Genomic DNA, 23814 nt, shown 5'->3' with positions numbered 1-23814 from the left:
AGCGCCATGAGCATCCTCGTCAACGAAAACACGAAGGTCCTCTGCCAGGGCATCACCGGCTCGGCGGGCTCGTTCCACTCGAAGCAGATGCTGGAGTACGGCACGAAGCTCGTGGCCGGCGTGACGCCGGGCAAGGGCGGCACCCAGTTCGAGGGCAAGGTTCCCGTGTATGACACGGTCGCCGACGCCGTGAAGCAGACGGGCGCGAACACGTCCGTCATCTTCGTCCCGCCCCCGTTCGCCGCCGACTCCATCATGGAGGCCGCCGACGCGGGCGTGTCCCTCATCATCACCATCACCGAGGGCATCCCCGTCCTCGACATGGTGCGCGCCAAGCGCTACCTGCAGGGCAAGCCGGGCGTGCGCCTCATCGGCCCGAACTGTCCTGGCGTCATCACCCCCGGCGCCAAGTGCAAGATCGGCATCATGCCGGGCCACATCCACAAGCCGGGCCGCATCGGCGTGGTGTCGCGCTCGGGCACGCTGACGTACGAGGCGGTGCACCAGCTCACCCAGCTGGGCCTGGGCCAGTCGACGGCCGTGGGCATCGGCGGAGACCCGGTCAACGGCACCGACTTCGTGGACGTGCTGAAGCTGTTCCAGGCGGACCCGGACACGGACGCCGTCATCATGATCGGTGAGATCGGCGGCAGCGCCGAGGAGGCGGGCGCGGAGTACGTGGCCCGCGAGTTCACCAAGCCCATCGCCGGCTTCATCGCCGGCCAGTCGGCGCCCCCGGGCAAGCGCATGGGCCACGCCGGCGCCATCATCTCCGGCGGCAAGGGCACGGCGACGGAGAAGATCAAGGCGATGGAGGCCGCGGGCATCCTGATGGCCGCCAGCCCCGCCGAGCTGGGCACCACCCTCCAGGAGGCCGTCAAGCGCGGCCCCAAGAAGCGCTAACACCCCTTAAAGGGAAAAGGAGCCAGTCACATGGCCATCGAGCGTACGCTGTCCATCATCAAGCCGGACGGTCTGCAGAAGGGCGTCATCGGGAAGATCATCAGCCGCTTCGAGGAGAAGGGTCTGAAGCCGGTCGCCATCCGGCTCCAGCAGCTCTCCCAGAAGGAGGCCGAGGGCTTCTACGCGGTCCACAAGGCCCGGCCCTTCTTCAAGGACCTGGTGCAGTTCATGATCTCCGGCCCCGTCGTCCTGATGGTGCTCGAGGGCGAGAACGCCGTCCTGGGCAACCGCGACATCATGGGCGCCACCAACCCCGCGCAGGCGGCCGAGGGCACCATCCGCAAGGACTTCGCCACCAGCATCGACCAGAACACGGTCCACGGCTCCGACAGCCTGGAGAACGCGAAGAACGAGATCGCGTACTTCTTCCGGGAGACGGAGATCCAGCCGTACGAGTACACCGCCAAGAAGTAGGCGACAGGGCCCTTCCAAGGGCTCCTGACCCGCGGCCCGGTGTCGGCACCCGTCATGGGGCTGGCCCGGGCCGTTGGTTTTCGAGCGGGGCGGTGTGAGGATGCGTAGGGTTGGGGGAGGGGAGTGCGTTCCCGTGTCGACCTGGCGACCAGGGCCTCCTTTGACACCTCGACCCCAGGTGTGGGAAGGGACGCCCCCGGGCCCCCGTTTCACTGCGCGACGACGATGACCGAGACCTCCGCCACCGCCACCCTTCCCGTCACGGAGCCCTTGCCGGCGCCTGCTCCCGCGAAGCTCGTGGACGTGGCCAGCCTGTCCATGGAGGGGCTCACCCGCTTCGTCACCGAGCAGCTGGGCGAGCGCGCCTTCCGTGCCCCGCAGATCTACCGCTGGCTGCACCAGCGCGGCGCCACCTCGTTCGACGAGATGACGGACCTGTCCAAGGCCTTCCGCGAGAAGCTCAAGGTCGCCGCGGAGATCATCCCGCTGGTGAAGGACCTGGAGCAGCGCAGCGTCGACGGCACCATCAAGTACCGGTGGAAGACGCGCGACGGGCGCTACATCGAGTCCGTCTACATGCCCTCCGAGGACCGCCGGACGCTGTGCGTGTCCACCCAGGTGGGCTGCGCCATGGCCTGCGGCTTCTGCATGACGGGCACCATGGGGCTCAAGCGCAACCTGACGCCCAGCGAGATCGTCGCGCAGGTGCACGCCGTCAATCGCGAGGTCCGCAAGAACGAGGGCCACGAGACGCTGCGTCCCTTGAGCAACCTCGTGTTCATGGGCATGGGCGAGCCCCTGCACAACTTCGAGAACCTCAAGACGGCGCTCGCCATCCTCCAGTCCGAGGACGGGCCCAACTTCAGCCACCGCCACATCACCGTCTCCACCGTCGGCCTCGTCCCCATGATCGAGCGCTTCGGCCAGGAGACGGACGTGAAGCTGGCCATCTCGCTCAACGCCAGCACGGACGAGCAGCGCAGCAAGACGATGCCCGTCAACCGCAAGTGGAACATCGCCGCGCTGTTGGACGCGTGCCGCAAGTTCCCGCTGCGCCAGGGCCGCCGCATCACCTTCGAGTACGTGCTCATCCAGGGCTTCAACGACAGCGATGAGGACGCGCACCGGCTCATCCAGCTGCTCAAGGGAATTCCGGCGAAGGTCAACCTGATTCCCTACAACGAGAACCCTGGCCTGGGGTTCCTCACCACCGCGGAAGAGCGGGCGGAGCAGTTCCGGGCCATCCTGTCGGACGGCCACGTGGCCGCCTACATCCGGAAGAATCGGGGCCGGGACATCGCGGGGGCCTGCGGGCAGCTCGCGAATCGTGGCGAGGCCACTCCGGCCGAAAGCACGACATAAAGTCCCGAGCTTCCTTGACAATCCCGCGGGTGCGGCGTTAAGAGCGCCACCCCGTTTACATCGTCGTTTCTTGTTCGCTGGAGCACTCCATGGCCGTCGTCCTCCGTCTTGCCCGCGCGGGCGCCAAGAAGAAGCCCTACTACCACGTGGTCGCTACCGACTCCCGCAACCCGCGGGATGGCAAGTTCATCGAGGCCGTCGGCGCGTACGACCCGAACCTCAACCCCCCCAAGGTGGAGTTCAACGAGGAGCGGCTGAACTACTGGCTGAAGACGGGCGCGACCCCCTCCGAGACCGTCGCGGACCTCATCAAGGTCAACGCGAAGGCCGTGAAGTCCACCCCCGCGGCTTGATCCGCGACCGGCTTTACTGAGCGGACGTGGAGCAACTCCTCACGTATCTGGCGCGGGCCCTGGTCGATCAACCTGACCAGGTGGGCCTGCGCATCTCCGAGGTGGACGGCGCACGGCTCTACGAGCTGAAGGTCGCCCCCGAGGATGTCGGCAAGGTCATCGGCCGTGACGGGCGCACCGTGAACGCCCTCCGGACGCTGCTCAATGCCGCCGCCCAGAAGTCTGGCCAGAAGGTCCGGCTGGAGATCCTGGACGACCGCCGCAACGCCGCCGGCACGCCGCCCGCCGCCGCACCGGACGCGTCGCGGTGACGCAGAAGCCCCTGCTGGAGCTGGGCTTCATCTCTCGCGCGCACGGGCTGCGGGGCGAGCTGGCGGTGCGTCCGTTCGACCCGGGCTCGCAGACGCTCTCCACCGTGGACCGGGTCCGCGTCCGCACCCGTGCGGGCGTGGAGCGGGACCTGGTGCTGGAGTCCCTGCGCCCCACGCCGAAGGAGGACATCGTCGCCTTCGAGGGCGTGGAGTCCCGCACCGAGGCCGAGGGGCTGGTGGGCTCCACGGTGTTCGTGTTCCGCGAGGACCTGGAGCCGCCCGAGGAGGGTGAGTTCTTCCAGGGAGACCTCCTGGGCCTGTCCGCCGTGGACGAGGCGGGGACGCCGCTGGGCAAGGTGGAGGAGATCTGGGCCACCGGTGAAGTGCCGAACCTGGTGATCCGCGCCGCGGGCCGGCAGGAGCTGGTGGTGCCGTTCGCGGACGAGTTCGTCCCGACGGTGGACCTGGCGGCCCAGCGCATCGTGATCCGTCCTCCCGAGTACGTGGAGGTCGGCCGGCGCGACGCCGACAAGGACGCCCCGGACGGGTCCGAGTCGTGAGCCCGCCGTATCCGGTGGAGCTGCTCACGCTGTTCCCTGGGATGGTGTCCGGCTACCTGGGCGCGAGCATCCTCGGCAAGGCCCAGGAGAAGGGCCTCTTGTCCGCCACCGTGACGGACATCCGCGAGTACGCCGAGGGCAAGCACCGTGTCACCGACGACGCGCCCTACGGAGGCGGTGCGGGCATGGTGATGAAGCCCGAGCCGCTGGTCGCGGCGATCAGCGCGGCGCGGGCCCGACTGCCCGGGGCGAAGGTGCTCTTGATGAGCCCTCGCGGCGCGACCTTCACCCAGGTCACCGCGCGCGAGCTGGTGGCGCACACCGCCGGGCTGATCCTGGTCTGCGGCCGCTACGAGGGCGTGGACGAGCGGGTGATGAGCCACCTGGACGGCGAGCTGTCGCTGGGGGACTTCGTGCTCACTGGCGGGGAGATCGCCGCGATGGCGGTGGTGGACGCGGTGGCGCGGCTGGTGCCCGGGGTGCTGGGCAACGTGGCGTCCTCGGTGTCGGAGAGCTTCGAGGAGGGGACGCTGGAGCATCCCCAGTACACCCGCCCGCCCGTGTTCCAGGGCGTCGAGGTGCCGGCGGCCCTCCAGTCCGGAGATCACGCGCGCATCGCCCGGTGGCGCCGGTGGAAGTCGCTGGTGCTCACGCGCGAGCGACGGCCGGACCTGTTCGCCCGCCTCACCCTGTCCAAGGCCGACGAGAAACTGCTGGCCCGACGGGAGGAAGAGCTGTAACCCTGGGGGTTCTTTGGGAGTCGGGCCTCAGCGGGCTTGTCCGACACCGCTCTCTCTGCTAGTACGGCCCGCTCTTTCACGCGTTCTCATCGCGTCAGCTTCCGCTTCACTGGAGTCCGAAATGCGTAACGCCGCCATTCAGCACGTCGAGGCCAAGTACCTGCGCCAGGACGTCACCTCGTTCCGTCCTGGTGACTCCGTGCGCGTCTTCTGGAAGGTGAAGGAGGGCGAGAAGGAGCGCGTTCAGGCGTTCGAGGGCACCGTCATCCGGAAGACCTCCGGCAGCCACCGCGCCACGTTCACCGTGCGCAAGATGTCCTTCGGCGTCGGCGTCGAGCGCATCTTCCCGCTGCACAGCCCCCGCTACGAGAAGATCGAGGTCCTCTCGCGCGGCCGCGTGAACCGCAGCCGTCTGTTCTACCTCCGCGACCTCAAGGGCAAAGCCGCCCGCGTGGACGTGCAGGAGGAGGCGGACACGACCCAGGGCAAGGGCGCGAAGGCCTGATTCCCTGAGTCCTCGTCGGCCCTCGGGCCGTCGTGAGAAGGAGCGTCCGATACCGGGCGCTCCTTTTTTCATTCGCGCTAACATGGACGCGCCATGCAATTCGTCGAGGTCGCCGTCCAGAATGTCCGGGGATTCACTGCCGCGGGCCGCTTCGCGCTGAAAGCCGGGTACCTCGTCCTCAAGCCGCCCTCGGCGGAGGCGAGTCCCTTCGCGGGCGTGCTGCTCGCGCTGCTCTACGCCGACGGGCGGGGCGGGGATGCGTCCTTCATCGCGCCGGGCGCGAAGTCCGGCAAGGCCGCGCTGACCTTCGTGGGCATCGACGGCGCCACGTACCGCGTGCTGCGCGAGCTGGGTGGCTCCGGGACGCTGCACCGGATGAACAAGACGACGCAGCAGCCGGAGCTGGTGTCGTCGGACGCCTCGGAGATGAACCAGTTCCTGCGCGGACAGGTGGGCCTGCCGCCGCGCACGAGCTTCGAGCAGCTCTACTGTCTGCAGCCGGGGCAGCTGCCGTCACGGCGTCCGCGCAAGGCCGCGGCGAAGGCGGCGGATCCGAAGACCTCCGGCAAGTTCCCCTCGCTGGCGAACGCGTCCTCGGTGGCCGCGGCGGAGGACATCCCCGCGGCGGAGGCGAAGGTGCGCGCGCTCGAGGCGGAGCTCGTCTCCGCGCGCGAGGTGGATCAGCTCCAGTTCAAGGTGGATGGGCTGTCGTCGCAGATCTTCGACGCGGACCAGCGCCTCAAGGGCACCGAGGGCCTCAAGGCGGCCATCCACGAGGCGGAGAACGCGTGGCGGGCCGCTCCGACGCCGCAGACGCTCGGCCTGCCCCAGGACATCCTCAACCGCGTGCAGCGCTATCCCAAGGCGCTGTCCCGGCGTGACGAGGCTTTGAATCGGCTGGGCGCGGACCGGGACGCGGACGCGGCGGACGTGCCGGACGCGGTGGAGCCGCTGACGCAGGACCGGATGTTCTGGTTGGGCATCGTGGTGGGCGTGTTGTTCCTCGGGTTGTCGTTGGGCCTGGGGCTCGGCGTGCACCGCGCGTTCCGCTACCTGGCGCTGCTGGACATCCCGGCCTTCGGCTTCGCGGCCTTCCTGGCGCTGCGCTACGTGGACGAGCTCCAGCGCGCCTCGCGCAAGGGCAGCAAGGAGGGGCGCTTCGACGCGCGCGAGAAGAAGATCCACGAGGAGTTCGAGGCCGAGGCCGCGCCGGTGCGCATGGCGCAGAAGGCGCTCGGCGTGGAGAGCCTGGACGAGATTCCCGCGGCGCTCGAGCGCAAGGAGCTGCTGGCCGCGCGGGTGGTGGAGCTGAAGGATCAGCTCGCGGCCGTGGAGGCCGACCCGGAGTTCGTGGCCGCGTCCACCCAGCGCCAGGCGCTCAAGGAGCAGATGGACGCGCTCAACGCGGAGCTGACGCGCAAGGGCTCCTACGTGCGCGACATCCGCGAGGTGGAGCGTGAGCTGGGGCGCGTGAAGGAGTCGATCACCCTGGCCAAGGCCCCGCCCGCGCCGGTGACGCAGGCGGATGGCTCGCCCGCGCCCGTGGAGCCGCTGGAGGACCCGTCTCCCGCCGTGCTGTCCCAGGCGGCGGACATCTTCACGACGGATGTGCTGAGCGTGCAGGGGATGCTCAAGGAGCGCTGCGTGCAGTACCTCACCGCGCTCACGGACCGGCGCTACCAGGGCGTCGAGTGGGACAAGGAGGGGCGGGCCTTCGCGCTCGCCTCGGGGCGCCGCGTGCCGGTGGGTGAGCTGCCGCCGAAGGACCTGGACCTCTACTACCTGGCGCTGCGGATGACGGTGGTGGAGAAGGGGAGCGCGCGGGTGAAGCGGCCCTTCGTCCTGGAGGACGTCTTCGCGGGCATGGACGAGGTGAAGCTGCCGCTCATCGCCCGCATGCTCAAGCACCTGGGCACCCTCACGCAGGTGGTCCACGTCACGTCACACCCCGGCTTCGCCCAGATGTCGGACGGCACGGTTAACGTGTAGTCCGATGTGGCGGGTGCCCTCCATGGAGGAGGGCGTGGGAGTGGGGGCGGGATGGGGCGTGGGGTGCGGCGGGAGTATGGGGATGAGGCGGAGGCGGCGGCGGTGCGGTACCTGGAGGAGCGGGGCTGGCGCGTGCGAGCCCGCAACTGGCTCTGTCGGTATGGCGAGCTGGACGTGGTGGCCGAGCGCGAGGAGCTCCTGTGCTTCGTGGAGGTGCGGATGCGCTCCACGGCGGTGTGGGGAGACCCGGCGCACACCGTGTCGTTCGCGAAGCAGCGTCGGGTGGTGAAGGCGGCGCTGCACTATCTCTTCGCGCATGAGCTCCAGGGACGGATGATGCGCTTCGATGTGATAGCCGTCGTCGGGCGCGGCGAGCGGGCCACCGTGGAGCACATCCCCGGCGCCTTCGATGCGGGCATGTGAGGGAAGTCATGGCTGGAACGCTGTACCTGGTGGCCACGCCCATCGGGAACCTGGGTGACATCTCTGCTCGCGCGCTGGAGACGCTCCGCGCCGTGCGCTTCATCGCCTGTGAGGACACGCGGCACTCACGCGTGCTGCTCGACCACTTCGGCATCGGCGGCAAGGACCTGGTGAGCCTGCCCGCGTTCGCGGAGGGGCAGCGCGCCGGGCGCATCCTGGACCGGCTCGGGGAGGGCGAGGACTGCGCGCTCGTCACCGACGCGGGCAGCCCGGCCATCAGCGACCCCGGTGAGCGGCTGGTGGCGGAGGCGCTGGAGCGGGGGCTGACGGTGGTGCCCGTGCCGGGCGCCACGGCGCTCGTCGCGGCGCTGAGCGCCTCGGGGCTGCCCACGGGCCGCTTCCACTTCCTGGGCTTCCTGCCGCGCAAGGGGCCGGAGCGGCGGGCCATGCTGGAGGAGGTGGCCTCGCTGTCCGCCACGTTGGTGCTCTACGAGTCTCCCCGCCGCCTGGGCGAGACGCTCCAGGACCTCCAGGAGGCGTGGGGGGACCGCAGGGCGTGCGTGGCACGCGAGCTGACGAAGCTGCACGAGGAGTTCATCCGCGCGCCGCTGTCCGAGCTGTCCGCGCGCTACGCGACGGAGGAGGCCCGGGGCGAGGTGGTGGTGCTGGTGGAGGGGCGCACCGGGGAGCGGCGCTGGTCCGAGGAGGAGCTGCGCCGGGCGCTCGAGGACGGGCTCGCGCGAGGCGACAAGCTCAAGGCCCTGAGCACGGAGCTGGCCCGCCGGGCGGGGTGGTCGGGACAGGACGTGTACCGACTCGGGTTGTCGCTGAAGAAGTAGGTGGTCCGGAACCGGGAGGCGCGTGCTCGAGGCCCGCGTCTCCCGGGGACTTCCCTGGCGCTAGAAGTTGAAGGACGCGCTCAGGTCGAAGCGGAACGTCGTGCTGCCGATGGCGCGGAACCGGCGCGACACCAGGTCGTAGCGCCAGTCGAACGTGGGGTTGAGCTCGGGCGAGCCGAGGCTCGCGTCGATCTCGCCGTTGCCGTCCAGGTCCTTGCCCAGCTCCTCGTTCGTGAGCGTGTGGTCCGTGTTGTAGAGGAACGTGCCGCCCGCGCGGATCTTGAAGGACTCCGAGGCGCTCGCGGTGACGCCGAGCATGCCACCGACCTGGAAGTACTCCTCCGAGGTGAGCAGCTTGCGCAGCGCCGCGCTCAGCTCGTTGTGGTAGCGGCCCGCGCCCACGTAGTTGCCGATGGCGCGCAGGTCCAGGGTGAACTTCTGGTGCTTCTGCGGCCGGTCGAAGGGCACCAGCTCCACGCCGGCGAGGATGCCCATCATCTTGGGCGCCTTGATGCCCGTCTCCTTGCGGTCCCACGGCCCGGTGCCGCAGTTCGCGGGAGCACCCAGGGTGGCGGGATCCGCGTCGCGCTGGTCGCAGTTCGAATAGAAGACCGGACCGCGCACGGGGATGGTGTAGCTGGCCTTGAAGTACGGCTCGGCCACGCCGATGCGCCGCGAGAACGACGTGTAGAGCTGGTACTTGTGGACGCGGTCACCGATGTTGCCGCGGTCGTCCGAGTTCGTCGTGTCGACGCTCGGGTCCCGCTGCTTGGCCGTGGGCGCCTCGTAGTCGATGCCGACGATCCACGTGGGCTTGGTGACGTCCTTGTCCTGGTTGAAGAACGCGTAGGCCAGGCCGAAGTGCAGGTTGCCCAGACCGCCGCGGAAGCTCTCCTGCGGCATACCGAACAGGGGCACGCCGTTGGCCTGCGGGTCGTCGAGGCACCCGGGGATGGTGGAGCCGTCCGGGTTGATGCAGTTGTTGGTGATGGTGGACGTCTCTTGCGACGACTGGGAGGTGAAGTCCCAGCGCTCGTTCTGCTGGAACACCAGCGGGAGCGTGAAGGACAGCTCCAGGTCGCGGTAGAGGCCGACGGCCATCCTCAGGTTGAGGCGGGCGTCCACGCCCTTGTACCAGAGCTCCGAGGCATCACCGCGCCCGGGTTCACTCCCCACCGGCGCGAGCTGCTCGCGGATGATCTTCGCGCGAGTCTGGGTGCGTTCGAACCCGACGTCGATGAACAGATCGAACGGGTCATCGTCCTCGAAGGACGAGGCGATCCGGGTGATATCCGCCGCGCTGGCGGCGAACGGCGCGCCTAGCGTCAGCGCGGCGAGTACGGCGCGAAGCCTGTGCATCCGACCTCCGACGGCGAAACGACCGGGCCTTCCGGCAAGCCCGGGGGGCTTCCAGCTAGCCGCGCCGTCGGAGGAGTGTCAAGAATCGGGTTGCTTTTACTTCCCCGCGACGGACGTCCCGAGCAGCCCTTCCAGGCGGCGGACCTCGTCGTCGAAGGCCGTCTTGTGGTTGGCGGCCAGGGTGCGGCGGTAGGTCTTGTGCTGGTCGAAGGGGTCCAGGACCTTCTCCTCGCCCTGCATGAGCTGGTAGTGCAGGTGGGGCGCGAAGGAGCGGCCCGTGTTGCCGCTCCGCGCGATGACCTGGCCCACGTTGAAGCGCGTCCCGGCCTGGATGTCCTTGGACACCTCGTCCAGGTGCAGGAAGAGCGCGCGGCGGCCCTTGCCGCCCGTTTCAATCAGCTCCAGGCAGTTGCCGTTGCTGCTCCAGTTCCAGTTCTTGCGCTTCACCACGCCGGAGAAGGGCGCCTTGACGGGCGTGCCCACCGGGGTGCGGAAGTCCACGCCCTTGTGGCGGCGGCCATCGCGCAGGAGCGACGTCACCTGCTCGTAGTCGTCCAGCGGGGACTTCTCCAGCCGCAGCTCCAGCTCGTCGCCGGAGGGCAGGTAGTAGCGCGCCGTGTTCTCCGCGGAGCCCTGGAAGCGGTAGGCGCTCATCGTCTTGCCCAGCTTCGCGCTGGTGAAGCGCACCGCGTGCACCAGCGGCTCCTCGTTGGGGCGGCGCTGGAAGAGCACGTCCAGGGTGTCCCCGCGGAGGATTTCGTTGGGGACGGCCACCCACCACACCAGCGTGCGCGTCACCACCTGCGCCAGCGCCGGGCCCACGTCCGCGCCCGCGGAGTTGACGAACGCCGTCTCCAGCGGCCCGTCGATGCGCATGGAAGCGCGCTCCATGCCCGCGGCCTTCACCGGGTCGGTGGGAGCGGCGGGGGCGGTGGGCGCCGCGGCCAGGGCGCCCGCGTCGGGCGTGGCGGCGGCATCGGCGGTGGCCTGGGTGACGGCGGCCTCCTGCGTGGCGGTGGCCATGCGCTGCTTCCACCACCACACGCCCCCGGCAGCGCCGCCGAGGATGAGTGACACGGCGACCACGGGCCCGATGGGGCTCCGCTTCGGAGGTGCACCGAGGGTGGGAAGGTTCGGCCGCATGCTGGCTCCATGAATCGGAAAGAGTGAGCGGGCGCGAAACCAGCGCCCGCGACGAGGAATTCCGCCAACCGAGGGTCAATCCTCGGGGCCGTCCTCTTGCTCGTCAGGCGTGGTGTCTCGCAGACCGAATTCCTTCATCTTCGTCTGCAGGGACTTCCGGCTGATCTGGAGGAGACGCGCGGCGCGGGTGACGTTGCCGCCCGTCTCGTCGAGCTTCTTGACGATGAGGTCTCGCTCCAACTCCGCGGCCTTCATCCGGACGATGTCCTTCAGGCCCACCTCGCCCGCGGGAACCTCCAAGGCGGGCAGGGAGGGCGCCGAGGTGGGGCTCGCCTGGACGCCCGCTCCCTGACGGATGGGCTCGGGCAGGTCCTTGGCGGTGATCAACGGCCCGTCCGCGAACAGCAGGACGCGCTCGATGAGGTTCTCCAGCTCGCGGATGTTGCCCGGCCACGAGTACGCCTGGAGCAGCGCCAGGGCGTCGTCGGTGATGCCCTCGATCTTCTTGTTGAGGCGCTTGTTGTACTTCTCCACGAAGTGCCGCGCGAGCATCAGCACGTCGCTGCGGCGCTCGCGCAAGGGCGGCAGGGACAGCGGCACCACCGCGAGGCGGTAGTACAGGTCCTTGCGGAAGCGGCCCGCTTCGATCTCCGCCTGCAAATCGCGGTTGGTGGCGGCGACCAGGCGCACGTCCACGCGCGTGGTCTTGATGCCCCCCACGCGCTCGAACTCGCCCTCCTGCAGCGCGCGCAAGAGCTTCACCTGCATCTCGACGGGAATCTCGCCAATCTCGTCGAGGAAGAGCGTGCCCTCGTCGGCCAGCTCGAAGCGGCCCGGCTTGGAGGTGACGGCGCCGGTGAAGGCGCCCCGCTCGTAGCCGAACAGCTCGCTCTCCAGCAGCGTGGCGGGGATGGCCGCGCAGTTGATCTTGATGAACGGCTTGTCGCGGCGGCTGGACGCGCCGTGCAGCGCGGTGGCGATGAGCTCCTTGCCGGTGCCGCTCTCTCCGGTGATGAGCACCGTCGACGGTGTGTCCGCCACCTTGTCGATGACCTTGTAGACCTCCTGCATCTGCGGCGCCTCGCCGATGATGGCGGCGCGCGCCTTGAGGTCCGGACGCACGGAGCGACGGGCGCTCTCGTTGGTCTTGGCGGCCTTCGCGACGACGGAGGACAGCTCCACCTGATCGAAGGGCTTGGTGATGTAGTCGAACGCGCCCGCCTTGATGGCGTCCACGGCGGAGTCCACCGTGCCGTGCGCGGTGATGATGATGACCGGCACGTCCGGGTTGGCGGCGCGGATGGTGCCGAGCACCTCCATGCCGCCCACCTTGGGCATCACCAGATCGGTGACGATGATGTCCGCGCCGTTCTTGTTGAACTCGGCCAGGCCCTGCTCACCGTTCTCCGCGACGGTGACGTCGAAGCCGTCCCTGCGCAGCATGGCGGCGAGCACCTTGCGCAGGTTCACCTCGTCGTCGATCACCAGGACCTTGGCCATGGGGGGCTGGACTACCGACGGGCGGCAGCCGCGGGAGCGCCCTCGAGGGTGCAGATGGCGTCCGGGTGCTTGATGCGCAACAGCAGCGCCTCCAGCACGCGGAACGGGTGGTTCATCCTCGACGCGCCCAGGTACGCGGCCACCATGTCCATGGAGACCGCCAGGTCCATGTTCTCGCGGCCGGTGGACACCACCACGCCCGAGTCGCCGCGCAGGCGGTTGGACTGATAGACGCCGTCGGCGGCCAGCTGCTTGATGGTCTCGATCTCCAGCACGCCCGTCTTCTCGTAGATGCGGTGCAGCTGCGAGTAGAGCTTGGGCGACAGCACCACGGCGTAGGGGCCGAAGTGGCCGTGCTCGTTGAGCGTGCGCGTGGCCTCGACGATGGCCTGGAACCCGCCACCCGCCGCCGTCCAGTCACCGAGCGGCACGGTGAGCCGGCCATTGGCCGTCATCAGGCCCTCGTAGCCCAGGCGCGCGTCGCCGTAGAAGATGAGCTCGTCCTCCTGCTGCGCGCACAGCGCCGCGGCGCCGGCGGCGGCCGAGACATCCAGCGGCATGTTGTGCGTGCGCGCCGCCTCGATGTCCCGCCAGTGCAGCAGGAAGTCCTTGTAGATGATGGGGATGGTCTTGAACTTGCGAGCGTCCGTGAAGACCATCGCGGTCTCCTGCTCGCCGACGATGTCCACAGCGCCCGGGGACACGCCCTGGAACTCGTCGTAGGGCACCGTCTGCACGCCCGCGCCCAGCGGACCGTAGATGTCGAGGATGCGGCGGCCCACCAGTGAGCGGCGCGCCACCTGGATGACGGTTTCATTCAGGCGCGCCCACTCCTCCTCACGAAGCGGGTTCTCGGCATGTCCAAGGAAGTCAGGCATCGAACAATCTCCGGCTCAACATCTAGGGAGAAAAAGGGGAACGTCGTCAGCGATTACCGCCACCACCGCCACGGCGCAGCGAGCCCACCGTGAGGGGGTGGGACTCGACGGCGGGCGGCGGGGCGGGCAGGCCATACATGAGCCGCTGCGGGGGCAGGGCGGTGAGGGGCTCCACCGGAGAGCGGCCGTTGAGGACCTGCTTGGCCGGAGGCGGAGGAGGCGGCGGCGCGAGCACGGCGGCGGGAGGTGGCGCCTCGCCCACGGCCTGCTGGAAGTGACCCGGCGCGATGGGCGTGGTGAAGCGCGAGTCCTGGTGGGCGTCGAGCATGCGCAGCATGTGGACCGCCTCGGACACGTGCTCCTTCTCCTCCGTCGCCAGGTGGAGGAAGAAGGCCCGCACCTCTGGGTGGGAGGACGCCCGGGCGAAGGCCTCGTACTCGTTGATGGTCTCGAGCTCGCGCGCCAGCACGAGGCGGATACGCGCCACGTCGTCCAGGTCGCTGTCCGGTATGTCGGCCATTGAGGACGGACCCTCGCAATCCGCCGGGGGCACCGTCAAGAGAAACAGGGGCCATGGGTTTCGCGCTTCATGCCACTTGACGTCACGCATAGAGTCCCCGGCCCGTGACCGCCTCCGCGCCCGAGCCTTCCCCGACTCCTCCCGCCTCGACCGGACGGTCCGAACGCTCGGGGGGCAGGGGCGCCATGCTCGTGGCCACGGGCATCCTCGCCTCGCGCCTGATGGGCCTGGTGCGCGAGCGCGTCTTCGCCCACTACCTGGGCAACGCGGAGGCGGCCGCCGTCTTCAAGGCCGCGCTGCGCATCCCCAACTTCCTGCAGAACCTCTTCGGTGAGGGAGTCCTCTCCGGCTCCTTCATCCCCGTGTACGCCCAGCTGCTGGGCCGCAAGGACACGGAGCAGGCGGACCGGGTGGCGGGCGCGGTCTTCGGCTTGTTGTCCCTGGCGACGGCGCTGCTGGTGTGCGCGGGCATGCTGTTCACGCCCGTGTTCGTGGACCTCATCGCTCCGGGCTTCGAGGGCCACGCGCGAGAGCTGGCCATCCGCGTGGTGCGCATCCTCTTCCCCGGCACGGGCTTCCTGGTGCTGAGCGCCTGGTGCCTGGGCATCCTCAACAGCCACCGACGCTTCCTGCTGTCGTACCTGGCGCCCGTCGTCTGGAACGGGGCCATCATCGCCACGCTGCTCGTCGTGGGCGGCCGCTACGAAGAGGACCGGCTGGTGGAGCTGCTGGCCTACGGCGTGGTGGCCGGCGGCTTCCTCCAGTTCGCGGTGCAGGTGCCCCGCACGCTCCAGCTGCTGGGGAGGTTCCGCCCGTCGCTCTCCACGGCGACGGAGCCGGTGCGGCAGGTGCTCCGCAGCTTCGGCCCGGTGGTGCTGGGGCGCGGCGTGGTGCAGTTCAGCGCCTGGGTGGACACCGCCTTCGCCACGCTCATCTCCGAGCGCGCCATGTCGTCCCTCGTGTACGCGCAGACCATCTACCTCATCCCGGTGAGCCTCTTCGGCATGGCGGTGTCCGCGGCGGAGCTACCGGAGATGGCGCGCGCGGCGGACGGAGACAAGGAGGAGGCTGTCGCGAAGCTGCGTCAGCGCATCGACGGAGGGGCGCGGCGAATCGCCTTCTGGGTGGTGCCCTCCGCGGCGGCCTTCCTGTTCCTGGGCGACATGGTGGCCGCGGCGCTCCTTCAGACGGGCCGCTTCGACGCGGCGGACTCGCGCTACCTCTGGTACCTGCTCATGGGCGCCGCCGTGGGGCTGGTGGCCTCCACCGTGGGCCGGCTGTACGCCTCCGCCTTCTACGCCTTGAAGGACCCCAAGACGCCCCTGCGCTTCGCCATCGTCCGCGTGGCGGTGGGCTCGGTGGGCGCCTGGATCCTCGGCCTGCATCTGCCCGGGTGGCTGGGGCTGCCCTCGGAACTGGGCGCGCTGGGGCTCACGCTCGCCAGCGGGCTCGTGGCCTGGCTCGAGTCGTATCTCCTGCGCCGCAAGCTGACCCGGCAGTTGGGGCCCGTGGGTGTTCCCCCGGGGCTCCTGCCCCGGCTGTGGGGCGCGGCCGTCATCGCGGGCCTCGTGGCCCTGGGCGTGAAGCTGGGGCTCGCGGCCGTGCTGGGCCCCATGCCGGGAGTGCAGGCGGAGTGGGGCGGGGCCTTCCTCGCGCCTCCCAGGCTGCACCCCGTCCTGGGCTTCCTGGCCGTCGCCATCCCCATGGGCGGCATCTATTTCGCGGTGGCCGCCGCGCTGGGTGTCCCCGAGGCCGGCGCGGTGTTCCGCAAGGTCTCCGGACGGCTGCGCCGGGCGCGCTAAGTGCTCGCCGATGCTCGGCTCCTCACGGAGCGGGCAGGGGGTGGTTGGAGCAGCAAGGAGGGGGTGGGCGGGATGGGCTGGCGGGGGGCCTCCGTTGAGGTCCTTGCGGTGGTGTGGGCCGCGTGCCTGTCTTCGGGGCTTCCTCCGGACGGGGCGCGCGTGTAGAGTGCGCCGCCTTTTTCATGGGCCCGGCTTCACGGGAAGTCTGGCTGACTTCGTCTCAGGAAGGTCTCGGCAGTGAGCGACGAGAAGAACGGTTCCAATGCGGGCGGTCCGGGTGGGATGGGCGGCCCCAAGAAGCCGAAGGCCACCTTCGGTGACGTGATGCTCGGCATCCCTTCGGGCGGCAGCGGCCGTGGCGAGGGTCCTCGCGGCGGCGGCGAGCGCGGCGGTCCCGGTCAGGGCCGTGACGCGCGTCCGCGCTCCGAGGGAGGGGCTCCGCGCGACGAGCGCCGTCCTCCTCGTGGCCAGGGCGGTCAGGAGCGGGGTGGAGGCGAGCGCCGCGGTGGCGGCGAGCGCCGTCCGTCCGGTCCCATGGTCGTCGTGAAGCGCGCGTCGGGCGCCATCGAGACGCGAGGCCCGGTGGGGGAGAACCCCGCCGAGGCGACCGCGACCGCCGAGGCGACCACTGCGGAGGCCGAGGCCTCCGGCGCGCCGACGACGACCTCCGCGCCGCGCCCTGTGACGCCGACGCCGGCGCCTTCCTCCGCGCTGTACGAGGAGGTTCCCGAGTCCGAGTCCTTCGCCGAGATGTTCGAGGCGCAGGCCAAGGAGGGTGGGGCGCCGGGCCGCCGGGGCGTGCGCCTGGGCGAGAAGGTCAAGGGCACCATCTTCCAGCTCGGCGCGGACACCGCGTTCGTGTCGCTGGAGGGCGCGTCCAAGAGCGAGGCGATGATCGAGCTGCGCGAGCTCAAGGACGACGAGGGCATCCTGCGCTACGGCGTGGGTGACAGCCTGGACGCGCACGTCATCGAGGTGGGCGCCAAGGGCATCGTGCTGAGCCGCGCGCTGGCCAAGGGCAGCGCCTCCATGGCGATGCTGGCCGAGGCCCGCGCGTCGGGCATGCCCGTCGAGGGCATGGTGCTGAGCGTGAACAAGGGCGGCGTGGAGGTCGCCATCGGCGACGTGCGCGCGTTCTGCCCCATCAGCCAGCTGGACCTGCGCTACGTCGAGAAGCCGGACCAGTTCATCGGCGAGAAGCTCAAGTTCCGCGTCACCGAGGTCCGGGACCGCAACGTGGTGCTCTCGCGCCGCTCGCTGCTCGAGGACGAGCAGCGCCAGCTGGCCGCGGAGACGCGCAAGAACCTGGGCGACGGCAAGGTCGTCAAGGGCAAGGTCACCGGCGTCCGGGACTTCGGCGTGTTCGTGGACCTGGGCGGCGTGGAGGGGATGATCCCCGTCTCCGAGCTCTCGTACACGCGCGTGGGTCACCCCAGCGACGTGGTGAAGGTCGGTGACGACGTGGAGGTGGAGATCCTGCGCATGGAGGCCGCGCAGCCCAACTCCCCCGACAAGAGCAAGCAGAAGGAGCGCATCACGCTGTCCATGCGCTCGCGGCAGGAGGACCCGTTCAAGAAGGCCATCTCCGAGATCAAGGAGGGGGACCGTCTGCAGGGCAAGGTCGTCCGGCTCCAGCAGTTCGGCGCCTTCGTGGAGCTGCGTCCGGGCGTGGATGGCCTGGTGCACATCTCCGCGCTGAGCGACCGCCGCATCGCGCACCCGCGCGACGTGGTGAAGGAAGGCGAGACCATCTGGGTCGCCGTCGAGAAGATCGACGAGAAGGACAAGCGCATCGGCCTGCGCCGCATCTCCGAGGAGGAGGCGCAGCGTCCCCCCGAGGAGCGTCCGGCCGCCTCGGCGGAGAAGGCCGCGCCCGCGGCTCCCGCGGCGCCCCGTCCCAAGGTGGGCCAGGTCGTCGTCGGCAAGGTGGACCGCATCGAGCCGTACGGCGTCTTCCTCGTGTTCGCCGGTGGCAAGGGCCTGCTCCCCGCGAGCGAGACGGGCACCGAGCGCGGCACGGATCTGCGCAAGCACTACGCGCTGGGCCAGGAGGTGAAGGTGGCCATCCTGGACATCGACGCGTCCGGGAAGATCCGCCTCTCCGTCACCGCCGCCGTCCGCGCGGAGGAGCGCGCCGAGGTGGAGGCCTGGCAGAAGACGCAGCAGCCGCAGGGCGCGGGCAAGAAGGGCTTCGGCACGATGGCCGACCTCTTCAGCAAGCTGCGCAAGTGATTCACACCGCGCGCTCGAGCACGTGTTGGATGCGTGCTCGGGTTCGCTCGAAATAGATGTTGCAGTCCCCGGCGAGGGGCGGTACTACCTCCCTCGCCGCTGACGCGGGGTGGAGCAGCCTGGTAGCTCGTCGGGCTCATAACCCGAAGGTCGCAGGTTCAAATCCTGCCCCCGCAATTCAGGAAGCCAGAGGTCCGGTGAATCAAAGCCGGACCTCTGGTGTTCAAAGGCAGACATCAACATGACGCGGGGTGGAGCAGCCTGGTAGCTCGTCGGGCTCATAACCCGAAGGTCGCAGGTTCAAATCCTGCCCCCGCAATGATGTTTCAAGAGGCCCCATCCTCCCGCTCCGGAGGATGGGGCTTCGCTTTTCAGGCGTCCTGCTCCCTGAGTTCCGCGTGCCGTTGCCCAGGCTCGCGTCGAGCTTTCGCCAGAGGGGCTCCGAGTCCCGCCTGTCTCCGCCGCGACACTTTGTCCACCGTGCGGGTCATCACTGACTTGACTCTGGAGAAACTGGGTAGGTCCGTCCTCACTGGAATGTGTGCCAGGGACATTGCAACCCTCTGTTCTTGCTGGAGAAATTTTGCGCCGGGTCTCCCGTGCCCATGAAAATCTCCCGCGAGCGTAGAAAAAACGGCTTTGTCGCCTTTCAACCTACATCAGTAAAGGCACTAATCTCTTCAACAGGTGACAATTTGTCACCTGGGGGCCTTCCCGAAGAGATCCGTGTACCCGGTGAGCTGTCCGGGGCGCGCAATACCCGTCTCTTCGGGGTGGCTTCCTACCCCCGCGCTTTCCCAAGGGAGCACCCCCACGTGAGAAGGTTGGTTGCCAAGCTGTCCGGCCTGGCGCTGGTACTTTCGGGTACCGGTTCCTTCGCTCGGACGCTGCCGAACTACGACGCATACCTGGAAGCCAAGCCCGCGGAGCCCAAGTCCGCGAAGCTCAAGTCCGCGGCTGGTGACACGAGTGCGCGTGTCTCGCTGCCCGCGGCAGGCTCGAGTGCTCCTCGCTTCATCTGGGCCCGGACCACGGACGCGCAGAAGGCGCAGCGTGCGAAGCTCGCGAAGATGTCGCCCGAGGCCGCGGCGCTCTCGCAGCTGAAGGACTACGCCTCCGACTTCGGCCTCCGCTCCTTCGAGGAGGCCGGCGCGCGCGTCACCTCCGTGAAGCTGCTCGGCAACGCCCGGCTCGTCACGCTGACGCAGGAGTTCGGCGGCGTCGAGGTGTTCCGCAACAACGTGACGGTGCTGCTCGACAAGGGCAACTCCGTGGTGGGCCTGTCCGGTGCGCTGTCCGAGCACGTGTCCACCAGCGCCGTCCCCGAGCGCCTGGCGTTCAAGGGGAGCGCGAGCGCCGCCATCGCCGCCGCGTACCAGGACGTCACCGGCACGCGCCTGGACGCGAGCCTGCTGGCGCAGGTCAAGAGCGCGCGGCCTGGAGACCGGTACACGCACTTCTCGCTCGCGACCTACGCGCGTCCCCTCGAGGAGGGGCTGCGCGTCCCGGCCCGGGCCCGGCCGCTCTACTACCCGTTCGAGGACAGGCTCGTCCCCGCGTACTACGTGGAGGTGCAGAGCGGACGCGAGGACAGCCTCGAGTGGGATGCGTACTCGTACGTCATCTCCGCGGTGGATGGGCAGGTCCTCATGCGCAAGAACATGCGCGAGGAGGCCGCCTTCAGCTACCGCGCGTTCGCGGACACCACGCCTCCGTACACGCCGCATGACGGCCCCGCGGGCACCAACGCGAGCCCGCACCCGGACGGCGCGCCCACCGGCTTCCGCCCGGCCTTCGTGCCCCCCGCGCTCATCACGCTGCAGAACGCGCCCTTCAGCCGGAACGACCCGTGGCTGCCCGCGGACGCGACGGTGACGACGGGCAACAACGTGGACGCCTACGCGGACCTCGTGGCCCCCCCGCGCTTCTCCGCCGGAGATCTGCGGCCCACCGTCACCGCGCCCGGCGTGTTCGACCGGACGATGCAGTTCGACATGCGGCCGAACATCAACGACGAGCAGATCGCCGCGGCGACCACCAGCCTGTTCTTCGTGAACAACTGGCTGCACGACTGGTACTACGACTCCGGCTTCGACGAGGCGTCGGGCAACGCGCAGACCGACAACTTCGGTCGCGGTGGCATCGGCGGTGACCCGGTCCTCGCGGAGGCGCAGGACTACAGCGGCACCAACAACGCCAACATGTCGACGCCGGCGGACGGTGCCTCGCCCGTCATGCAGATGTACGTCTTCAACGCGGAGCGCATCGCGACGTTGACGGTGACGGCACCCGCCGAGGTCGCGGGCAGTGTCCCCGTGGGCATCGCGATGGACATGGGGCCGCAGGGCTTCGACCTGACGCGGCCCGCTGTCAACGCGCTGGACGCGGCGGGTCCCGGCTCGACGGACCGTGATGGCTGCAGCCCCCTCACCAACGCCGCGGAGGTGGCGGGGAACATCGCCATCATCGACCGAGGCGGCCCCCCTGAGTGCTCCTTCGTCGTGAAGGTGCAGAACGCGGAGGCGGCTGGCGCCGCGGCCGTCATCATCGCCAACAACGTGGCGGGCGCGGTCGCGAACCTCGGTGGCTCCTCGAGGACCATCGGCATTCCCGTGGTGCTCATCACCCTGCCGGATGCGACCCGCATCCGCAACGCGCCGGGCCTGACGCTGCACCTCAACCGCACCGCGACGTACCGGCCGGATGGCACCGTCGACAACTTCATCGTGGCCCACGAGTGGGGTCACTACATCAGCAACCGCCTCGTCCAGAACGCCGCGGGCCTCACCAACAACCAGGGCCGCGCGATGGGCGAGGGCTGGGCGGACTTCCACGGCCTGCTGATGATGACGCGTCCGGAGGACATCCAGGTCGAGTCCAACGCCAACTGGATGGGCGCCTACGGCCCGGGCGAGTTCGCCACGCGCGCCATCTCCCTGGACAGCGCCTTCTACGGCATCCGCCGGGTGGCTTACTCGTCGGACATGGCGAAGAACGCGCTGACGTTCCGCCACATCATGAACGGGGTGCCGCTGCCCACCACCGCGCCCATCTCTCCGAGCGCCAGCGTCAACTCGCAGGTCCACAACTCGGGTGAGATCTGGGCCACCATGCTCTGGGAGGCGTACACGTCCCTGCTGCGGGTCCACCCGTTCGAGGAGGCCCAGGCGCGCATGAAGCGCTACCTGGTCACCGGCTACATGCTGACGCCGGCCGCGCCCACCTACAACGAGGCGCGCAACGCCCTCATCGCCGCCGCCGAGGCGAATGATCCCGAGGACGCGCAGCGCTTCTGGGTGGCCTTCGCCAAGCGCGGCATGGGCCCGGGCGCCATCTCCCCACCGCGCGGTTCCACCACGCATGCGGGCGTCGTCGAGAGCTTCAAGGTCGGCGCCTCGCTCGAGTTCGTGGCGCTCACGCTCGCGGACGACTCTCCGACGGGCTCGTGTGATCGCGACGGCGTGCTCGACAACGGCGAGACGGGCCGCCTGGTCCTGACCGTCATCAACAATGGCTCGGTGCCGGCGAACGCGAGCACCGCCACGGTCATCTCCCCGACGCGGGGCATCACCCTCGGCAACAATGGTGTCGTCGCCATCCCCGCGCTGGGCTCCTTCGAGCAGGCGACGGTGTCCGTGCCGGTGACGCTGACGGACGCGGCGCCCAGCACGGTCGCGGAGTTCACCGTCGCGCTCCGGGATCCCGACAGCGCGAACCCCGGAGACGTGGTCGCCTCGATGGCCGCCACGACGAACTACAACGAGGCGCCGGCGACCAGCACCACGGAGACGGTCCAGTCCAACATCCTCCTGCTGCCATGGGAGATGGAGTCCGCCGAGGGTGGTGGCATCACCGAGCAGTACTTCTCCTTCACCACCTTGGACACGCGTGGCCTGAACCGCGCGTTCCTCGGGCAGGCCGCGGGTCGACCCACGGACTTCTGGCTCAAGACGCCGGAGCTGAACGTGGCGGAGACGGGGGACCTCATCGTCCGGTTCGACCATGCCTACCAGTTCGAGACGGGCACCAACCCCACCGTCTACTACGACGGCGCCGTCATCGAGCTGACCCAGGATGGCGGGCAGTCATGGGTGGACGTCGGCACTCCGCTCTATGGCGGCACGCTGAACACGGCCGCGGGCATCATCAACAACCTGCAGGGCCGTCAGGCCATCGTCGGCACGAGCGCGGGCTTCCCGAACCTGGTGGCCGCCACGCTGAACCTGGGCACCACGTACGCGGGCAAGACGGTGCAGCTGCGCTTCCGCATCGGCACGGACAACGCGACGGGCACGACGGGTTGGGCCATCGACAACATCGCCTTCACGGGCATCACCAACACCCCGTTCACCAGCCTGGTGGCGGACACGGGCGTCTGCTTCAACCGTCCCCCCGTCACCAACGCGGGTCCTGACCTCACGGTGGACGAGCGCACGCTCGTCACGGTGGCGGGCAGCGGCACGGACGCCGACGGCGATTCGCTCACGTTCCAGTGGACGCGCGTGTCCGGCGCGGCGGTGGCGCTGTCCGGCGCGACCACGCCGACGGTGACCTTCACGGCGCCCGAAGTGGCCGTCGACTCGAACATCGTCCTGCGGCTGACCGTCAGCGACGGCACCCTGACGACCTCCGACAACGTCACGGTGCGCGTGCGCAACGTCAACCGCGCTCCCACGGTGAACGCGGGCGCGGATGGATCCGCCGACGAGCGCAGCACCGTCACCCTGTCCGGCGCCGCGACGGACGCGGACAACGACCCCCTGACGTACCTCTGGACCCAGGTGTCCGGTACGCCCGTGGCCATCGCGAACTACACGACGCCGACGGCGACCTTCGTCGCGCCCGAGGTGACGGGGGACGAGACGCTGTCCTTCCGCCTCACGGTGTCCGACGGCAAGACGAGCGTGAACGACACGGTGGACGTGGTCATCCACCCCGCGAACCGCGCGCCGGTGGTGACGGCGACGTCCGTGACGGTGAACGAGCGCAGCACGGCCACGCTCACGGCCGTGGCCTCGGACGCCGACGGCGACACGCTGACGTACGCCTGGACGCAGCTGACCGGTACGCCGGTGACGCTGGACAACGCCAACACGGCGACGGCCACGTTCGCCACGGGTGAGGTGGCCGCCAACGCTGTCCTCACCTTCCGCGTGACGGTGTCCGACGGGACGGCCAACGCCACCCAGGATGTGTCGGTGGACGTGCTGAACGTCAACCGCGCGCCGACGGTGAACGCGGGTCTGGATGGCACCGTGGCCGCGCGCGCCACGGCCACGCTGAGCGGCTCGGCGACGGACGAGGACGGTGACACGCTCTCGTACACGTGGGTGCAGACGGCGGGTACGTCGGTGGCGCTGTCCAATGCCACCTCCGCCGTGGCGACATTCACCGCGCCGGACCTGTCGGCCGCCGAGACGCTGACGTTCCGCCTGACGGTGAGCGATGGCAGCGTCATCGCCAGCGACACGGTGGACGTGCAGGTCACCCCGTCGCCGATTCCGAACCAGGACCCGGTGGCGAAGGCCCGCATCATCGTCAATGGTTCCCAGACGTCGCTGACGCTCGACGGCTCGGAGTCCAGCGACCCCGATGGTGACGCCCTGACGTACAAGTGGGAGCAGACGGGGGGCCCGAGCGTCACGCTCAACGAGTCCACCCGCGCGGTGCTCAGCGTGGACGTGCCGGACCTGGACGGCGAGAGCGCCACCTTCTCCTTCAAGCTGACGGTGAAGGACCCCAGCGGCGCCTCGCACAGCGTCACCGTGCAGGCGACGGCCAGGCCCGACGAGGGCGGGGGTTGCTCCTCCACGGGCGCGGGTGCTCCGGCGGGCATGATCGCCCTGGCGCTCCTCAGCCTGCTGCACCGTCGTCGCCGCGTGAGCTGAGCCGGACGCCGCCTCTCCTCGGAGAGGTGGCAC

Annotated in this window: 19 protein-coding genes and 2 tRNA genes; 16 read left to right on the top strand and 5 right to left on the bottom strand. The window is 69.5% G+C overall.

Annotation, left to right across the window (positions count from 1 at the left end; translation table 11 throughout):
- Positions 1-6 precede the first annotated feature (6 nt).
- The 11 genes from sucD (at position 7) to rsmI (ending at position 8459) form a co-directional block, all read left to right on the top strand.
- On the top strand, positions 7-903 hold the full coding sequence (sucD, locus tag AC6JA9_RS23205; protein WP_141328676.1) for a succinate--CoA ligase subunit alpha: 897 nt from the start codon (positions 7-9) through the stop codon (positions 901-903).
- Between the two features lie 30 nt (positions 904-933).
- On the top strand, positions 934-1377 hold the full coding sequence (ndk, locus tag AC6JA9_RS23200; protein ID WP_046714049.1) for a nucleoside-diphosphate kinase: 444 nt from the start codon (positions 934-936) through the stop codon (positions 1375-1377).
- Between the two features lie 225 nt (positions 1378-1602).
- Positions 1603-2739, top strand: coding sequence for a dual-specificity RNA methyltransferase RlmN (gene rlmN / locus AC6JA9_RS23195; RefSeq protein ID WP_426746227.1), 1137 nt, complete (start codon positions 1603-1605; stop codon positions 2737-2739).
- Between the two features lie 89 nt (positions 2740-2828).
- On the top strand, positions 2829-3092 hold the full coding sequence (rpsP, locus tag AC6JA9_RS23190) for a 30S ribosomal protein S16 (RefSeq protein ID WP_141328672.1): 264 nt from the start codon (positions 2829-2831) through the stop codon (positions 3090-3092).
- Positions 3093-3118: 26 nt separating this feature from the next.
- Positions 3119-3403 (top strand): KH domain-containing protein, encoded by a 285-nt coding sequence (locus AC6JA9_RS23185; RefSeq protein WP_046714046.1) that lies wholly within the window; start codon positions 3119-3121, stop codon positions 3401-3403.
- Positions 3400-3963 (top strand): ribosome maturation factor RimM, encoded by a 564-nt coding sequence (gene rimM / locus AC6JA9_RS23180; RefSeq protein ID WP_141328670.1) that lies wholly within the window; start codon positions 3400-3402, stop codon positions 3961-3963. The genes AC6JA9_RS23185 and rimM overlap by 4 nt, the downstream gene beginning before the upstream one ends.
- Positions 3960-4703 carry a tRNA (guanosine(37)-N1)-methyltransferase TrmD gene (trmD, locus tag AC6JA9_RS23175; RefSeq protein WP_223747466.1) on the top strand — a complete coding sequence of 248 codons (744 nt, stop codon included), beginning with the start codon at positions 3960-3962 and terminating at the stop codon, positions 4701-4703. The genes rimM and trmD overlap by 4 nt, the downstream gene beginning before the upstream one ends.
- A 121-nt stretch (positions 4704-4824) precedes the next feature.
- Positions 4825-5208 carry a 50S ribosomal protein L19 gene (rplS, locus tag AC6JA9_RS23170; protein ID WP_223747467.1) on the top strand — a complete coding sequence of 128 codons (384 nt, stop codon included), beginning with the start codon at positions 4825-4827 and terminating at the stop codon, positions 5206-5208.
- A 93-nt stretch (positions 5209-5301) separates the two neighbouring features.
- Positions 5302-7197: an AAA family ATPase gene (locus AC6JA9_RS23165; protein WP_223747468.1), complete on the top strand. Its 1896-nt coding sequence runs from the start codon at positions 5302-5304 to the stop codon at positions 7195-7197.
- A gap of 51 nt (positions 7198-7248) precedes the next feature.
- On the top strand, positions 7249-7620 hold the full coding sequence (locus AC6JA9_RS23160; RefSeq protein WP_046714041.1) for a YraN family protein: 372 nt from the start codon (positions 7249-7251) through the stop codon (positions 7618-7620).
- Between the two features lie 8 nt (positions 7621-7628).
- The gene (gene rsmI, locus AC6JA9_RS23155; protein ID WP_223747469.1) at positions 7629-8459 is read left to right on the top strand and encodes a 16S rRNA (cytidine(1402)-2'-O)-methyltransferase; all 831 of its coding nucleotides are present in this window, start codon (positions 7629-7631) and stop codon (positions 8457-8459) included.
- A 60-nt stretch (positions 8460-8519) separates the two neighbouring features.
- Here rsmI and AC6JA9_RS23150 read toward each other — a convergent pair whose 3' ends face one another.
- The 5 genes from AC6JA9_RS23150 to encB all read right to left on the bottom strand — a co-directional run bounded on the left by AC6JA9_RS23150 (position 8520) and on the right by encB (position 13859).
- Positions 8520-9818 carry a hypothetical protein gene (locus tag AC6JA9_RS23150; RefSeq protein WP_223783628.1) on the bottom strand — a complete coding sequence of 433 codons (1299 nt, stop codon included), beginning with the start codon at positions 9816-9818 and terminating at the stop codon, positions 8520-8522.
- A gap of 96 nt (positions 9819-9914) precedes the next feature.
- Positions 9915-10961 carry a M23 family metallopeptidase gene (locus tag AC6JA9_RS23145; protein WP_223747471.1) on the bottom strand — a complete coding sequence of 349 codons (1047 nt, stop codon included), beginning with the start codon at positions 10959-10961 and terminating at the stop codon, positions 9915-9917.
- A 75-nt stretch (positions 10962-11036) separates the two neighbouring features.
- Positions 11037-12461: a sigma-54-dependent transcriptional regulator gene (locus AC6JA9_RS23140; protein WP_223783627.1), complete on the bottom strand. Its 1425-nt coding sequence runs from the start codon at positions 12459-12461 to the stop codon at positions 11037-11039.
- Positions 12462-12472: 11 nt separating this feature from the next.
- Positions 12473-13339 (bottom strand): encapsulin nanocompartment shell protein EncA, encoded by an 867-nt coding sequence (encA, locus tag AC6JA9_RS23135; protein ID WP_141332916.1) that lies wholly within the window; start codon positions 13337-13339, stop codon positions 12473-12475.
- Positions 13340-13385: 46 nt separating this feature from the next.
- Complete coding sequence (gene encB / locus AC6JA9_RS23130) at positions 13386-13859, bottom strand: encapsulin nanocompartment ferritin-like cargo protein EncB (RefSeq protein WP_223747473.1); 474 nt, start codon at positions 13857-13859, stop codon at positions 13386-13388.
- Positions 13860-13963: 104 nt separating this feature from the next.
- On the opposite strand from encB, the gene murJ reads away from it, so the two are divergent.
- The 5 genes from murJ to AC6JA9_RS23105 all read left to right on the top strand — a co-directional run bounded on the left by murJ (position 13964) and on the right by AC6JA9_RS23105 (position 23781).
- Positions 13964-15661, top strand: a complete 1698-nt coding sequence (gene murJ, locus AC6JA9_RS23125; protein WP_497957844.1) for a murein biosynthesis integral membrane protein MurJ — start codon at positions 13964-13966, stop codon at positions 15659-15661.
- Positions 15662-15898: 237 nt separating this feature from the next.
- A complete protein-coding gene (locus AC6JA9_RS23120) occupies positions 15899-17893 on the top strand; it encodes a S1 RNA-binding domain-containing protein (RefSeq protein WP_223747475.1) in 1995 nt (664 codons plus the stop codon).
- Between the two features lie 103 nt (positions 17894-17996).
- Positions 17997-18070, top strand: a tRNA-Met gene (locus AC6JA9_RS23115).
- A gap of 68 nt (positions 18071-18138) precedes the next feature.
- Positions 18139-18212: transfer RNA gene (locus tag AC6JA9_RS23110), tRNA-Met, on the top strand.
- A gap of 496 nt (positions 18213-18708) precedes the next feature.
- The gene (locus AC6JA9_RS23105) at positions 18709-23781 is read left to right on the top strand and encodes a myxosortase-dependent M36 family metallopeptidase (RefSeq protein ID WP_497957843.1); all 5073 of its coding nucleotides are present in this window, start codon (positions 18709-18711) and stop codon (positions 23779-23781) included.
- The last annotated feature ends 33 nt before the right edge of the window (positions 23782-23814 follow it).

Source organism: Myxococcus sp. MH1 (assembly GCF_059738865.1).
This window is presented reverse-complemented; position numbering and strand designations above follow the sequence as displayed.